Origin of the sequence: Bradyrhizobium sp. dw_411 (assembly GCF_018449695.1) — a bacterium.
GTDB lineage: Bacteria > Pseudomonadota > Alphaproteobacteria > Rhizobiales > Xanthobacteraceae > Bradyrhizobium.
Window position 1 is genome coordinate 98,150 of the sequence record NZ_JAAVUY010000011.1, and the last position, 15,108, is coordinate 113,257.

Annotated in this window: 14 protein-coding genes and 1 tRNA gene; 4 read left to right on the forward strand and 11 right to left on the reverse strand. The window is 61.3% G+C overall.

All coding sequences use genetic code 11. The features are described 5' to 3' along the window. Window positions 1–36: 36 nt before the first annotated feature. Window positions 37–564, reverse strand: coding sequence for a hypothetical protein (locus tag HB676_RS19965; RefSeq protein ID WP_213739718.1), 528 nt, complete (start codon window positions 562–564; stop codon window positions 37–39). Window positions 565–709: 145 nt separating this feature from the next. Next, on the reverse strand, window positions 710–1,189 hold the full coding sequence (locus HB676_RS19970) for a hypothetical protein (protein WP_213739720.1): 480 nt from the start codon (window positions 1,187–1,189) through the stop codon (window positions 710–712). A gap of 189 nt (window positions 1,190–1,378) precedes the next feature. On the opposite strand from HB676_RS19970, the gene HB676_RS19975 reads away from it, so the two are divergent. Further along, window positions 1,379–1,615, forward strand: coding sequence for a PsiF family protein (locus HB676_RS19975; protein ID WP_213739722.1), 237 nt, complete (start codon window positions 1,379–1,381; stop codon window positions 1,613–1,615). A gap of 198 nt (window positions 1,616–1,813) precedes the next feature. After that, window positions 1,814–2,899 carry an AbrB family transcriptional regulator gene (locus HB676_RS19980; protein ID WP_213739724.1) on the forward strand — a complete coding sequence of 362 codons (1,086 nt, stop codon included), beginning with the start codon at window positions 1,814–1,816 and terminating at the stop codon, window positions 2,897–2,899. Between the two features lie 5 nt (window positions 2,900–2,904). On the opposite strand, the gene HB676_RS19985 is transcribed toward HB676_RS19980, so the two are convergent. Beyond that, window positions 2,905–3,450 (reverse strand): disulfide bond formation protein B, encoded by a 546-nt coding sequence (locus HB676_RS19985; RefSeq protein WP_213739726.1) that lies wholly within the window; start codon window positions 3,448–3,450, stop codon window positions 2,905–2,907. A 248-nt stretch (window positions 3,451–3,698) separates the two neighbouring features. Here HB676_RS19985 and HB676_RS19990 point away from each other — a divergent pair. Further along, a tRNA-Leu gene (locus HB676_RS19990) sits at window positions 3,699–3,783 on the forward strand. A gap of 112 nt (window positions 3,784–3,895) precedes the next feature. Here the strand turns inward: HB676_RS19990 and HB676_RS19995 are convergent. From HB676_RS19995 to HB676_RS20020, 6 genes are all read right to left on the reverse strand, one after another. Continuing rightward, a complete protein-coding gene (locus HB676_RS19995; RefSeq protein WP_213739728.1) occupies window positions 3,896–4,690 on the reverse strand; it encodes an adenylate/guanylate cyclase domain-containing protein in 795 nt (264 codons plus the stop codon). Window positions 4,691–4,845: 155 nt separating this feature from the next. Then, window positions 4,846–5,631: an ABC transporter permease gene (locus HB676_RS20000; protein ID WP_213739730.1), complete on the reverse strand. Its 786-nt coding sequence runs from the start codon at window positions 5,629–5,631 to the stop codon at window positions 4,846–4,848. A gap of 2 nt (window positions 5,632–5,633) precedes the next feature. After that, window positions 5,634–6,401, reverse strand: a complete 768-nt coding sequence (locus tag HB676_RS20005; protein ID WP_213739732.1) for an ABC transporter permease — start codon at window positions 6,399–6,401, stop codon at window positions 5,634–5,636. Then, on the reverse strand, window positions 6,398–7,171 hold the full coding sequence (locus HB676_RS20010; RefSeq protein WP_213739734.1) for an ABC transporter ATP-binding protein: 774 nt from the start codon (window positions 7,169–7,171) through the stop codon (window positions 6,398–6,400). Before HB676_RS20010 ends, HB676_RS20005 begins: the two co-directional genes overlap by 4 nt. Window positions 7,172–7,213: 42 nt before the next feature. Further along, complete coding sequence (locus HB676_RS20015; RefSeq protein ID WP_213739735.1) at window positions 7,214–7,612, reverse strand: Rid family hydrolase; 399 nt, start codon at window positions 7,610–7,612, stop codon at window positions 7,214–7,216. A gap of 14 nt (window positions 7,613–7,626) precedes the next feature. Beyond that, window positions 7,627–8,625 carry an ABC transporter substrate-binding protein gene (locus tag HB676_RS20020; RefSeq protein WP_213739736.1) on the reverse strand — a complete coding sequence of 333 codons (999 nt, stop codon included), beginning with the start codon at window positions 8,623–8,625 and terminating at the stop codon, window positions 7,627–7,629. A gap of 866 nt (window positions 8,626–9,491) precedes the next feature. Here HB676_RS20020 and HB676_RS20025 point away from each other — a divergent pair. Further along, a complete protein-coding gene (locus HB676_RS20025; protein ID WP_213739737.1) occupies window positions 9,492–10,382 on the forward strand; it encodes a hypothetical protein in 891 nt (296 codons plus the stop codon). A 311-nt stretch (window positions 10,383–10,693) separates the two neighbouring features. Here the strand turns inward: HB676_RS20025 and HB676_RS20030 are convergent, their stop codons facing one another. Together HB676_RS20030 and HB676_RS20035 are read right to left on the reverse strand one after the other, a co-directional pair. Beyond that, entirely contained in the window at window positions 10,694–11,728 is a 1,035-nt protein-coding gene (locus HB676_RS20030) for an HlyD family efflux transporter periplasmic adaptor subunit (RefSeq protein WP_213739738.1), read from the reverse strand. Between the two features lie 82 nt (window positions 11,729–11,810). After that, window positions 11,811–15,089: an efflux RND transporter permease subunit gene (locus HB676_RS20035; RefSeq protein ID WP_213739739.1), complete on the reverse strand. Its 3,279-nt coding sequence runs from the start codon at window positions 15,087–15,089 to the stop codon at window positions 11,811–11,813. Between the last annotated feature and the right edge of the window lie 19 nt (window positions 15,090–15,108).

The window sequence follows — 15,108 nt, forward strand, 5'->3', positions numbered from 1 at the left end:
GCGCATCGGCGGCGGCAGGCGATGCCGGCGAATGCTTCAACCCTTCAGGCGGCTGACGCATTCGCTGTAATAGCCGCCACTCTTTTCGATCCATTTCAGGCCGTCATTTGCATTGGTGGCCTTGTTGGCGGTGAACTGGTCCGCACAGGTGTGCGTCCGCGCCTTATCCGCAGGCTCTGCGGAATATTTCGGTGCAATCGCCGTCGGAAATACCGCCTGCGAGGTGGTCGGTCCACACTCCTGCTCCCGAAACTCTTTCCACTTGCGGCCCTTCAATTTGCCGGAAACTTCAGCGGTCAGATATTTCAGCCCGCATCCCGCCGCTGATGGCGCGGGTTTTACGACGATTGCGGTCGAGGTTGGATTGGACGGCGCAGAGGCCGCCGGGGGCGAAGGGTCAGGTGCTTTTGACTCCGAAGCTGGCGCCGTCGCAGACGCGGCAGGCTCTGCCGCCTGGGCAAGCCGGCCGATGTTTGCCGAAGGATCGGCCGCCACCGCCGGGGCGATCTGAAAAATGACGATAATCCCGATCGAGGCCGTTAGCTGCCGGAAGTTTTTCGTCATATCCGCCCCGCGAAATCGATTGGTCGCATCCGGCAATGCTTCCTTTTATTCAATTGCTATCGGTAAAACACTTGTTGGTAAAAAGCTTGTCAGCAAAAGACCCGGGCCAATCCGGCCCGAGCCTTTCGCGGAATCGAAGGCTGTTTCAGCCCTTCAGCTTCTTGTTGCACTCGCTGTAATAGCCGCCGCCCTTCTGGATCCATTTCAGGCCGCCATTGCCGTTGGTTTCCTTGTTGGCGTTGTATTGATCGACGCAGGTGTGCATCCGGGCCTTGCCGGCGCTTTCCTGCGCGTATTTCGGATTGATGGCGAAGGGGAATACCGCATTGCCCGTCGGCATCGGGAAGGCCGGCGCGGCTTCAGGTTTCTTCGCCACCTCTTTCGGTGCAGGCGCCGGTGCCGGTGCGGGCGCCGGCATCGCGGCGGGGGTCGCGGCAGCATCCGCACTGCATTGGGCTTTGCGGAAATCATTCCACTTCTGGCCGTTGAGGGTGCCGGCGGTTTTCGCCGCCTGGTATTTCGCACTGCACTCCTGCGAGCTCAGCGCCTGCGCCGGCGATGCCGCCACAAACGCAACAAAACCCGACGCCGCAACCGCACACAATAATTTTGCTTGAATGGTCATCCCTGGTCTCCTTGGGGCATGGCTATATCGAGGTCCCCATCCTAACGTAGCGAAGGCGGGTGACAACGGCCATCCATCGCTGCTTAAAAATATCGCGGCGCGGAAACGCCATCTCACCGGCTTTATTCATCCGCGGTTCAGCATCGCGGCGCGACGTTGCCCCTTTCTTTTAACCCCGAGGTGCCTGCCATGAAGACCATATCTTCCCGCGCGATCGCGACCGCCTTCGCATCCATGCTGCTGATGGGTTCTGCGTTCGCGCAAACACCCGCCGCCGCGCCGGCCGCGAAAGCCGAGAAGGCACCCGTGGTCCACAGCGCGGCCTCGCTGGAATGCTCCAAGGAAGCCGATGCCAAGGGATTGCACGGCAAAGAGCGCAAGAAATTCCGTTCCGAATGCAAGCGCGCTGCTGCCGACAAGAAGTGATCTAGTCGGTTGATTTTGACTGCTCCCTCCCTAATCCGGGAGGGAGTAGTCTGTTACTGGTGATTCGGGGCTTGTGATTCGGCCCTGCCCTGCCCAACACGCCCGATGATCGGCCCTTTAATTTCCGCCATTCGCACTGCATTGCTGCAGTTGCGTTGTCGCAATTGTCCCCCGCTTGCGGATTTGCCATAACGCGGCGTGAGCCAAATCCTAGCATCGATGGCGCTTGCCATCCCCAGCCGCGCCAAAATCCTGAACTTCCTTGAAACGCTGGCGATCGGCACTGTCGGCGGCACGCTATTTTTATGGGCAAATCTCCCCGGCGGGCTGATTTCCGGCGCGATGATCGCGGTCGGTATTGCCGCGATCGCAGGCAGGCCGCTCGCGGTGCCGGCGATTGCCACCCAGGCGGTGTTGGTGTTGCTTGGGATTTCGCTGGGATCGCTGATGTCGCGGCAATTGCTGCAGCATATCAGCGCCTATCCGGTGACCATTGCATTGCTGGCGCTGGCCACCTTCTGCTCGACCTTCGGCAGCAGTCTCTATCTGCAGCGCTTCCACGGCTGGGACCGGACTTCGGCCTTTCTGGCGGGCAGCCCCGGCGCGCTGTCGCAAATCGTCATACTCGCCGCGGAGAAGGGGGCCGATGTGCCGGGGATCGCTGTGGTGCAGACCATGCGCGTGATCATCCTGACCGCGGCGCTGCCGCTGCTGCTGGCGGTGATCGGCATGGCCCCGGCATCGCCATTGAGCTTGGCGACCACGACCGCCTCGCCGCTCGAACTGGCCGAATTGGTCGCGGCTTCGGTGGCTGCGGCATTGCTGTTGCGACTGATCAAGTTTCCGGCGAGCTGGATGTTCGGCGCGATGATCGGGGCCAGCGTGCTGCATGGCACCGGACTGGTCGAGGGCGGGATACCGCCCTGGCTGCGCGCGGTTGCGCTGGTCGGAATCGGCTCGCTGATCGGCTCGCGCTTTGCGCGGATGCGGCCCAAAACCCTGCTCAGCCATGTCAATGCGGCGCTGGGATCGTTCGCGGTCGCCGTCGCCGTGACCGCGATCTTTGTCATCGTGATCGCGCTGACGACGCCGGTCAAATTCGGCGACATCGTCGTCGCCTTCGCGCCGGGCGCGATGGACGCGATGCTGGCGCTGGCGCTAACGCTGCATATCGACCCGATCTTCGTCGGCGCGCATCATCTGGCGCGGTTCGTGTTCGTCACCGTCGCGACCCCCGGCATCGTCCATCTGTTCGGACGGCCGCAGGAAGATGTCGACGATTAGTTTTGCTAGCGGCGCGCGGTCCTGACAAAACCCCAGGCGGCGATCGCGGCCATCAAGAGCGAGATCAGCACGTTGTAGCCGGCCAGCGACAGGCCGAAAAGGCGCCACTGCACCTCATCGCAACGGATCACCTTGACGGTATCGAGCCGCTTCAACAGATCGCCGGCGCTGCCGAGACCTCCGATCGGCCCGGTGCAATCGGTCGGTCCCTGCCAGAATCCCCATTCGACCCCGGCGTGATAGGTGCCGAGCACAGCATTGCCGAGTGCGGCGAGGGCGAGAATCGCGAGCCCGGCCAGCAGCACCGCACGCGGGGCTTTCTGGCCCGCCGCCAGCGCGATCAACGCGCCGAGCGGGATCGCCAGATAATACGCGTAGCGCTGCTCAAGGCAGAGCGGACAGGGACGGATATCCAGCACCAGTTGAAAGTACCACGCCCCCGCGATGGTCCCCGCCGCAAGGGCCGTGACCGCCAATGCGGCCATCAGCGCCGGATTGGCGCTGTCTTGCGCGGTTGATGTGGCGGCGGTGGCGTGAAGCGTCACGTTCATCTCCCGTACCCGGCGTCGTATTCAGGCGATCTTTGCTCTAACGCGATTTCCTGACGCAAACCGGCTCAAAAACGCTCTAACCCGCGCCGATGGCGCTGTCGAGGCGGCCGCGTTCACACCGGAGTGTTTGGACAGTAATGGACCTTGGCACCGCCCCGATTTGACCCGCCAACGCGGGTTGACCGGCAGTCACCGGCCGCTATATTCCGCCCGCTTCGCGACGCTAGCCCAAGGGCCGGCATCCGGAAGCCCCTGTGGCGGAATTGGTAGACGCGCTCGACTCAAAATCGAGTTCCGCAAGGAGTGCTGGTTCGATTCCGGCCAGGGGCACCACGCTTCGCCCTTTTGGGCTTCGCGTGGCGCAGCCATGTGAGACCGAAAGGGCGAAGCGTGTCCGGCGTAGCCTCTTGCGAAGCCAGACTTCGATCTGCGGGCCACCCCCGATTTAATGTTCGACCCGGTACAGGCGCCATCGCTTCGGCACGCCTTTGAGCTGATGAACGCCGCGATCTTTGAAACGGATATCGGACTGCGACATCAGGTCCTTGACCGCGCTTGAGACCAGGACCTCGCCGGCACGCGCTTTCGCGGCGACGCGCGCGCCGATGTGAAACGCGAGACCGAATACTTCGGCCCCGCTCACCTTGTATTCGCCCGCATGCAGCCCCACCCTGATCTCCAGCCCCAGCGTGCGCACGGCCTCGCGGATTGCGGCCGCACAACGGACCCCGGCAGCCGGCGTGCCGAACGTCGCGAGCAGCCCGTCTCCCGTCGTCACGACTTCCTTTCCGCGCAACGTCTTCAGCTCTCTGCGGACGGCGGCGTAATAGAGATTCATCACCTGTGTCCAACGCGCATCGCCCAGCCGCGCGGCTTTTTCGGTGGACCGGACGATATCGACAAACAGGATCGTGGCGAGCGCCTGTGCGAACTCGTCGCCACGATTGGCGGGTCGGCCCCGGATCGTAATGCTTCCAGCCAGCGGTTCATAGCTATGGCTACGCCGCCGCGCGATGGCGGTTTTTGTATAAGCTTGGGCGCGCTGCACCGTGCCGCAACGAATTGTTTTCGCCTGCGGCGGCAGCGTCCAATAAATCTTTCGCCCGTCTCCCACGCCATGGACTTCGACGGCGCCCCACTTCAGGAAAACCGTCGAACCAACCCGGCGAACCCACCATGCCTTTGACGTGTATCCAGAAACATTCGACTGATGGACACCGATGCGAAGGAATTTGGGCATGTGCGCTACCGATCGAAGGACCGTTTGAGCCTACCAAGGGTAAAGCGTAATTATACATTCCTATGTTGGCAACAGGACTCGCGCGAGAAGCTTTTTTTGCAGCGAGCATCCGCCCCAGTTCGAACAATGCCAAGTTTTTTCAATGCCAAGTCTCTTCACCTCCACGTCTTCGCGCTGATCGACCGATGCCATCCGATCAGCCAACGCTCCGCCAGCAAGATCGCGCGATTGAGTACAAATCCGAGCAGCGCCAGGGTCACGATCCCTGCGTAAACGTCGGTGATCTGGAGCATGTGCTGGGCAACGACCACCCGGCGCCCCAGGCCGTTGAAACTCATAATCATCTCGGAAGAGATTCCCACGACCAGCGCAATCGCCATCGCGACCCGCAGGCCTGTCATGATCCTCGGAAGCGCAGCCGGCAGCAGCACCGTTCGAAACAGCAGACCCTTGCGCTTGCCGAACGTTCGCGCGGTGTCGATCAACACGGGATCGACAGAACGAACTCCATCGACTGTAGATAGCAGGATCGGGATCATCGCCGCGCTGGCCACAATGAAAATGTGCATGCCGGTGCCAACGCCGAACGCAACCGCCGCGATCGGCACCAGGGCCGTCGCGGGGACGGGACGCAGCACCTCGATGGTCAGATGGAGCGTGCGATACGCCATTTCGGAAGTGCCCATGATCAGGCCAACACCGATGCCGAGAATAGCAGCAACCGCAAAACCGCCGATGACGCGCGCGCAGGTCGCGGCCAGATCCGCATAAAAGCCGGCATCCGTCCATTGGGCGGCAAACCGTGCGAGAACGCTGGCTGCGGAAGGAATGATCTGGCGATCGAGAACACCTGACTGCGAACCGGCCTGCCAGCACAGCAGCAGAAGCAGCGTCGTCGCGAGCCCAAGCACCCACGGCCGCTGCTGAATCCGCGCGAGCATGCTCAACGCCCCATCATTTGACGATGCCAGCGCAGCATGGAGCCTTCGAAAACGCCAAACAGTCTGCCGATGCCATAGCCGAGAACCGCGACAAGGATGATTCCCGCGTAGGCCTCGGGCGTTCGCAAAGCGCCCTGTTCCTCGCCAATGTAGCCTCCCAGGCCGCCGCCGAATCCCGAAACCAGTTCGACCACGACCGTGACGATGACGGCGTTGCCGAGCGCGACCCGCAGTCCGGTAAAAGTCTGCGGCGCCGCCGCCGGCAGGATGATGGTCGAGAACTGGCGGAAGCCCGACGCCTGAAAGGTGCGGCCGGTATCGATCAGCACGGGATCGATGCCGCGAACTGCGTCCATCGCGTGCAGCAGCACCACCCAGCCCGATCCGAAGGCGATCACGCTGTAGGCCATGGCATCGCCGAGCCCGAGCAGGAGCACGGCCACCGGCAGCACCGCAATAACCGGCAGCGGCCGGAAAAACTCGATGATCGGTTCAGACGCCGCATACAACAACCGCCAGCGGCCCAGTGCGAAACCGGCCAGCGTCCCGAGGATGACCGCGATGCCGTAGCCGATCACAAGCCGCCGCGTCGTGCGCAGGAATTCGATCGCGAGATCGCCCTGGAGAATTTCGGTTGCCATGGCGTGCGCGATGGCGCTTGGGGCGGGTAGCTGATCTGGCGTGACCAGCCCGAGGCGGGCAATCGTCTCCCACGCGACAAGCAGAGCGAGAAGGAACACCACACCCGACAAACGCTGGATGATCTTCAAGTGGCGTTCTCGACCGCTGGCGTGATGATCAGACGAAATAGCTGCCGGCGCAGTTCGGAGAAGCGTAAATTTTCCTTGCTCTCGATTTGATCCCTCGGCCGGGGCAGGTCGATCGGGATATCGGCAATGACCCGGCCCGGCCGCGATCCCAGCACCAGCACACGATCGCTCAGATAGATCGCCTCGTCGATATCATGCGTCACGAACAGCACGGTCAACGCCGTGCTGCTCCATATGCCCAGAAGCATATCTTCCAACTGGTTGCGCGTTTGCGCATCGAGCGCGCCAAACGGCTCGTCCATCAGGAGATATTTCGGCTGCTTGACCAAAGCGCGGGCGATGGCCGCCCGCTGTTGCATCCCTCCCGAAAGCTCCCACGGATAGTAGGCTTCAAAGCCGGCCAGACCGACCTTGCCGATATAGGCGCGGGCTTGGGCGGCAGCTTCGTCTTTTGTAACGGCTTCCTCGATGGGATAGGCGACATTTCTGATAAGGCGGCGCCAGGGGAATAACGAGCGGCTATATTCCTGAAATACGTAGACGACTTCCTCAGGCGTTCCCCGAACCGCGCGCTTGTCGATCAGGACGGTTCCGCCAGAGGCTTCCGTCAAACCTGCGATGCAACGAAGCAGCGTCGACTTTCCAGAGCCCGACGCACCGATGATGGAAACGAATTGCCGCTCCGGCACCTGGAATTCGATATTGTCCAAAATCGTTCGCGCGGCGCCGGACCCGGAATAGGCTTTCCGCAACCCTGAAACTTCAAGCATGAGCCCCCGATATATCCGGCACTACGGATGCGTTCACATCGTTCAGTCTGCGACCGCGGCCATGATTTCGATTTCAAGCAGGAATTCAGGATCGCTCAACCGGGTGACGCCAATCAAGGTGCTGCATGGCTTCTTGGTGAAGAAACGCTGTGTGCTCGGGTGATTTTGGGCCACCTTCAACTTGTCGACGTCCAGCGTGTAGGTCCGGCGAAACGTGACGTCGTCCCAGGTTGCGCCGACGGATTTGAGCTGCGCGTCGAGTTTCTCCATCACATAGAGATATTGGGCAAGGTAGTCCCCCGGAAACACCGCGCTCATATCCTCCTTCTGCGGCGTCATGCCCGAAATCCAGATCAGCTTCATCGGACCGGTGACCGTGATGACCCGGGTGAAGGCCGGATGCTCGAAGATCACGGGTGGATTGATGTGCTGCTTTTCCATTGTCTCACCTCATTTTATTTTGCAACGGGCGCGTAGTCCGACACGATCTCACGATAGTCGAAGCCCTTGTCGATCTGCTTTTGCCTGGCCATGAAATCGATCACGCCCTGGATTTCCTCCGGACGAACCGTCGTCGATATGACGTAGTGCTGCGGAAAGAATTGACTGAGCACCGCCTGATCGATGCGCGTTTCCTTGGCGAGGATCGGCAGCACATCCTGCGGATGATCCAGCACGAACTGGGTGCTGGCATTCATCGCGGCGACGAAGCGCCGCGCCTTTTCCGGATTTTCGGCAATCCATGACGACTTGGCAACGAAGCCGGAAATCATGAAGCGTTTAGAGATCGAATCCAGATGCTTAACGACGAATTTTGTCGATCCATTGCCGAGCGACACCGTCATGAAGGGCTCGACGATATGCGCGGCATCCAGCGTTTTGGATTGCAGCGCACCGATAATCTGCGTGAAAGGAACTTCCAGGACACGAACCTTGGAAAAATCGGCGCCGTTGTCGCTCATCCAGCCGCGCAACGCCGCTTCGGAGATCCCGCCCGTGATGACGGCAACCGATTTACCCTCGAGGTCCTTGGCAGAGGCGATATTCAAATCGGGCCGCGAAACCAGGACGGCATCGGCATTCCCTGAATCGTAGATATCGGTCTGATAGAGCAGCTTCCAATCGAGCCCGTTGACATGCGCCCGGATCAGGGAATCGATCGACATGGTGACGACTTCCACCTGCCCGGACGCCAAGGCGCTGACGATCACCGAGTAGTTGGCCAACACCTTGCGCGAGAGATCGAACCCCTGATCGGCAAAGAAGCCATGCTGCGCGGCGACGATGCCGTTGGTGTAGGGCATGATCGGAGCGCTGCTGATCGCCAGCGGCAGTTTGGCGGCTTCGTCAGCCTGCGCCACGCTGGACAGACAAAGGCTCGCCGCCGCGAGGATCAGGCAATTTGCAATTCTTGGTCGCACGCGATCGAACAGCCCCATCAAAAATACTTTCATCAGACGCGCCTCTTATTTGGGGCGCTCGCAAAAAGGAGCAAACTTCATACCACTATTGAGGCGGCAGGACGCAGTGGGAGTCAAGTCATGGTGATGATGATGGCTTGCGCGAGTGCGTCCGATGGACGTCCCTCACAGCGTCGTCCCGGCGAACGCCGGGACGACGCTGTGAGGACATGGGCTCGCATTCCCGCGGCGCGATACGCCCGAAGTTTTGCAAGAACCTTGTCCCTCCAAACAGAGGGCGCGGGGAAAGCCGGGTGTCCGATGCACCCGCAGCCGCGCGTGTAGTGTAGAAAGCACGCGCGTTAGTCACCACGAGTTCACCGGAAAACATCCGGCTTTCCCCGCGCAATGGTTTTAACGGCTTATTTCGCGCTCTCCCCGGCGACCGGGCTCTTTTGCCACCGTCGCCCCTGAGAAGCTTGCTTCTCAGGAACTTGACGCCAGCGTCGGGGCGTCAGGACCACACGACTTCGCCGTCCGCGTCAGCATCGTTCGTCTGCGCACTTTCGTGCGCCGACGCTGCCGCGTCCACCGCATCCCGCACCCAACGCCCGTGACGACCGCGAAGCGCCCCTCTTGTGAGGCGGGATGGCCATGGATATAGACTGGTTTGCGATTTCTGAAAATCAGAATATTTTGTGAAGGGGAGACTGGACAAACGATTCAACACCAGACGCGTTGATTTGCCCATCGGGTAGTCAACAGCCCGACGAAGAAAGGTGGGGTAAGCAATCCTAGATTGCGATCGTAAAAATACGAGATTATCCTGCCCGCTCTCTGTGGCGCAAAACACGGGTGCGAACATGTCGAATGCCGACGGGGGCCCGAACGCGCCGTCCCGCGCAGGATGGTTCAAATCCATGCTGTCCAAGGCGGAAGGCGAATACTCGTTCGTCAAGAGCCTGACCGTACTGAGCCTGTTCGGGACCTTGATCGGCGCCTATTTCCAGAACCTGTCGGCCTACGAGAACAAAGTGACCGCGCAGGCTCAGGCTGATATGGCGGCGGCGACGCAAACATTCACCGACGCATCGAGCGCATTGGCCGCGCCGCTCAATCTGCAACGGCAGCTCATCACCAGTTACCACAACGCGGTCACCTCAGGCACCGACGCGCAAGCCACCGGTTACGAGACGGTCAATGCGCAGGAAATTTACAAAGATTATATCAAGGCCTATGCCGATTTGAGCCAGAACTACAATTTGCTCGCGCGCAAGGCCGAGCTTTATATCGACATGGCGAGCGACCTCGATCGCAACCCGACGGCAGACGGCACGCCTTTGCCGGAAGAAATCGATATGTCACTGCTCAACGCCTACGGCTTCGACTGCGAACAGCATATGCCGTCCTTCAACCGGCAAAACTCGAAAATCATCCTGACCGAACCAAAGACCAAGAAGACCCTCACCGTCGACTGGTACAGCACCAAGCATCATGTGCTTGCGATCGAAACCTGTTTCGAAATCAATCATCAAGCCATGACGGCGGTGAAGCAATGGGCTTCGGGCAGCACCGTCGATCCAAATGAAAAGACCCGGTTTGTGCAAAAGACATTCGATATCTTTCACACCCGGGACAGCAACCAGGTGCTGCGGCTGAATGCGTTCATGAGCCTTGCGATGTTCGACATCGACAAGATCCGGATCAAATACCGGCCGAACGGATTCATCTGCGGCGTTCCTGGCGTCAGCTCGGCCTTGAGCCTGTTCGGCAAGTGCGCACCGGTGAAGACATCGGGACCGCTGGGGTAGAACGGGCGGAATTAGATCCGTCTAAGTGCGCGCCCTCGCCCCGCACGCGGTAGGGCTATCGCATATGAAGAAAGAGATTGGGCCTGCAGTCTTTGTGCGGCCATCCTTCGAGACGGCCGCCTGCGGCGTCCCCTCAGGATGAGGACTTTCTGTGCGGCTAAATCTCAAACCCTCATGGTGAGGAGCCTCGTCTTCGAGGCGTCTCGAACCATGAGGCCCCAGGCGATTACCGCGGCGGAAAGTCATATGCGATAGCCGTGCCGCACGCGGGGCGAGGTGACCAATCCGCATCGTTGCCGATTCATTTACCGCTACTTCGCCGCCAGACAACTCGTGAACTGCACGGCAACCCGCAGCCCGATCGGTATTTGCGGCTGCTTGTCCGGCACCGACAGCATCACCTGACGGAACTGTTGGGGCGCATTGCCGGCATAGGGGTTTTCGCCGATGGTGGTCGCAACGCTCTCGACAGCGCCGTCAAACTGCATCTCCGGAAAACCATCGACGGCGATATGGGCGCGCTCTCCTGGACAAACCTCCGAGACTTCGCGCTCCCCGACAAAGGCGCGCACCTGACGTTTGCTGTCATCGACCATCGTCATCAAGGTGACCGGCGCCATCGAACTCACCATCTGTCCGGGACTGACGCGCGTGCTCAGGATGACGCCATTGATCGGCGCATCCACCGTGCAATAATTCAGACGCGTGGTAGCTTCTTCCAATCGCTTTTTGGCCGCGTCGCGCCGCGAGCGCGCTTCGGTCACATCTTCTTCGCGGGAGCCGACCTGCAGCAGCACGAGCTTGGCGCGGACTTCATCGAGTTGAGCGGCCGCGATCCGTGCGTCGCGCTCGGCCTGGTCGATCTGGACCCGCGTGACGGTGACGCCCTGGTGCAACGTCTGGGCGCGCTGAAATTGTTTCTCCGCCTCGTGCAATCGCGCTTCCGCCAGATTGACGTTGGCAACCCCGATGGCGATCTCCTCGGGCCGCGAGCCGTGTGTGACACGGGCGAACACCGCATCGGATGCGGCAAGGTCCGACTCGCGCGCCTCGATTTCGCGTTCGATATTGCGGCACTCTACCCGCAGCAGATGCTGGCCGGCCTGAACATGATCGCCGGCCTTGACCAGCAATTCCGCGATCGTTCCGGTCGCCGACGTGCCGAGCGACAACACCTCGCCGCCACCCTCGACACGCCCCGGTGCGGCATCCGATTTGCTGGCGGCTTGCCCTTTTCCAACGCCTGACAGGCCCCACCATCCGATCGCGAGAATGACGACGCCGCATGCGAGCTTTGCGGCGCGCCGGAGCCTTTTATTGCTGAATGTTTCCAGACCGTGGGACATGCCGGCGATCCCCGCGACTTACCGCCGGCAAGCGTAGCCGAAGCCGCCAATGTTCGAAAGTTAAGTTAGCGTAACGCCGCAATCATGCGGCGGCTCGCTTTCGTTTTCGCATGGTCCAGTGCCGGAAGCGATCGAGATAGAGATAGACGACAGGTGTGGTGTAGAGCGTCAGGATCTGGCTCAGCACCAGTCCACCGATGATGGTGATGCCGAGCGGCTGGCGGAATTCGCTGCCTTCGCCCATGCCGACGATCAGCGGCACGGCGCCGAGCAGCGAGGCCATCGTGGTCATCATGATCGGGCGGAAACGCAGCATGCAGGACTCGAAGATCGCATCGGCCGGCGACAGGCCGCGCTGCCGCTCGGCATCGAGTGCGAAATCGATCATCATGATCGCGTTCTTCTTGACGATGCCGATCAGCAAGATCACGCCAATCATTCCAATGATATCGAACTGGGTGTGAAACAGCATCAGCGCCAGTACCGCGCCGACGCCGGCCGACGGCAGCGTGGACAGGATCGTCAGCGGATGAACGTAGCTCTCGTAGAGCATGCCGAGTGAAATGTAGATCGTCGCGAATGCCGCGAGCACCAGATAAGGTTCGCTGGCGAGCGATTCCTGAAAGATCTTGGCGGCGCCCTGGAACGAGCCACGGATCGTCGCGGGAACGCCGATCCGGTTCATGGTCTCCTCGATCGTCGTCACCGCGGTGCCCAGCGAAATGCCCGGCGCGAGATTGAACGAGATGGTGTTGGAGACCAGCACGCCCTGATGGCTGACCACCAGCGAGGTTTGCCCCTGGCCAAGCTGCGTGACGCTCGACAGCGGAATCATCGCCTCCTGGCTGGTGCTCACCGCGGTCCCGGTCGATGACGCGCCCTTTCCAGTGGCGCCGATCGAGTTGGTCGCCTGATTGCGCACGGCGCTGGCCGCGATCTGCGCAGCCTTTCCGGCAGCCCCCTGCGTCGGCGACACGATCGTTCCGGCCACCGCATTGGTGGTTTGCGAACCGGTGGCCGGCCCGCCCACGGTCGAGACATACACATCCTTGAGCGTCTGCGGGTTCTGCAGGTATTCCTGCGCCACCTCCATGATCACATGATACTGGTTGCGCGCGACATAGATGGTCGAAACCTGCCGCTGGCCGAAAGCATCATAGAGCGTGTTGTCGATCTGGCTGACCGCGATGCCCAGCCGCGCGGCGGAATCGCGGTCGATCACCACATTGGCCTGCAGGCCCTTGTTCTGCTGGTCGCTGCTGACGTCGGTCAGCGACGGCACGGCCTGAAGTGCTGTCACGATCTTCGGTATCCATTCGTTCAGCTCGTCGAAGGTCGATCCCTGCAGCGTATATTGATACTGCGCATTGCCCGAGCGACCACCGGCGCCGAGATCGCCCACCGCCTGCAGGAACAGCGTGGCCCCGGGCACCGCGGCCATCTCGTCGCGCAGCACGGCAATCACCTGCTCGGCGGACAGATCGCGGTCGCGAAGCGGCTTTAGGGAAACGAACACGGTTGCGGAATTGGTCGAACCGCCGCCCGGCCCGAGCCCGCCGCCAGTGAATCCGACGGCGGTATCGACAGCTCGATTGACCTTGATGATATCGATGAATTGCCGCAGCTTCTGCTGCATCAATTGAAACGAGATGCTTTGATCGGCCTGAACCGATCCGAGCAACAATCCGGTGTCCTGTTGCGGCACGAAGCCTTTCGGGACCGCCGCATAGAGATGGAAATTCAGCCAGAGCGTCGCCGCCAGAATCACCATCACCGAGAGCGGATGACGCAAGGCTGCGCTCAGCGTCCAACGGTAGAAACTCAGTAACGCCTCGAACACGCGCTCGCTGACGCGATAGATCCGCCCGTGCGGCCGGTCGCGCTCGCTGCGCAACAGCATGGCGCACATCATCGGCGTGGTCGTCAGCGAGACCACCAGCGAGATCACGATCGAAACCGTGATGGTCATCGCGAATTCTCGGAACAGCCGGCCGACCAGGCCGCCCATCAGCAGGATCGGAACGAACACCGCGATCAGCGACACGCTCATCGACAGCACCGTGAAGCCGACTTCTTTCGAGCCCAATAGCGCGGCCTCGCGCGGTGGGGTGCCGGCATCGAGATGGCGGGTGATGTTTTCCAGCACGACGATGGCGTCGTCGACCACGAATCCGGTCGCGACCGTGAGCGCCATCAGCGAGAAGATATTGAGGCTGTAACCGAGCAGATACATCACCGCGAATGTTGCGACCAGCGATACCGATACGGCGACCACCGGCACCAATGTCGCCCGGGCGCTGCGCAAAAATGCGAACACCACCGGGATCACGAGGATCACCGCAATGATCAGCGTGATCTCGACGTCACGCAGCGAGGTCCGGATCGTGATCGAGCGGTCGACCGCCAGATTGATGTCGATTGCGGGCGAGACCGAGGCCCGCAACTGCGGCATCAGCGACTTCACGCGATCGACCATGCCGATGATATTGGCGCCGGGCTGCCGGTAGACCACCATCGTGACCGCCCGTTTGCCGTTGGCAAGGCCAAGCGTGCGCAAATTCTCGACGGAATCCAGCACCTCGCCAACATCGGTCAGCCGGACCGGCGCGCCGTTGCGATAGGCGACCACCAGCGATTTATAGTCCTCCGCCTTGAGGGCCTGGTCGTTCGAATAGATCTGGTAGCGCTGGCCCGCGACATCGATGCCGCCCTTGGGACTGTGGGCATTGGCGCTGGTCAGCGCCGCGCGGACGTCCTCGAGCCCGATGCCGTATTTGTAGAGCGCTTGCGGGACCAGATCGACGCGCACCGCGGGCAGCGATCCGCCGCTGACGCTGACTTCGCCGACGCCTTCGACCTGGGACAGTTTTTGGGCCAGCACGGTCGAGGCGGCATCATAGAGTTCAGCGGGGGTCAGCGTATCGGAGGTCAGCGTGTAAATCAGAATCGGCGCGGCCGCCGGATTGAACTTGCGGTAGGTCGGATTGCTGCGCAACGAGGTCGGCAGATCGGCGCGCGCGGCGTTGATCGCGGCCTGGACGTCGCGCGCCGCGCCATTGATGTTGCGGCTGATGCCGAACTGCAGATTGATGCGCGCCGAGCCGAGCGAACTCGACGACGTCATTTCGGTGACATCGGCGATCTGGCTGAGATGGCGCTCCAGCGGGCTCGCGACCGTGGTCGCGACGTCCTCGGGACTCGCACCCGGCAACGTCGCCTGCACCGAGATGGTCGGGATATCGACATCGGGCAGCGGCGAGACCGGCAGCTTGAAAAAAGCGATGGCGCCCGCCGCGACCAACCCGAACGTCAGCAGCGTCGTGGCCACAGGCCGACGGATAAACGGGCTTGAAAGACTCATCAGTGAACGCGATCCTCGT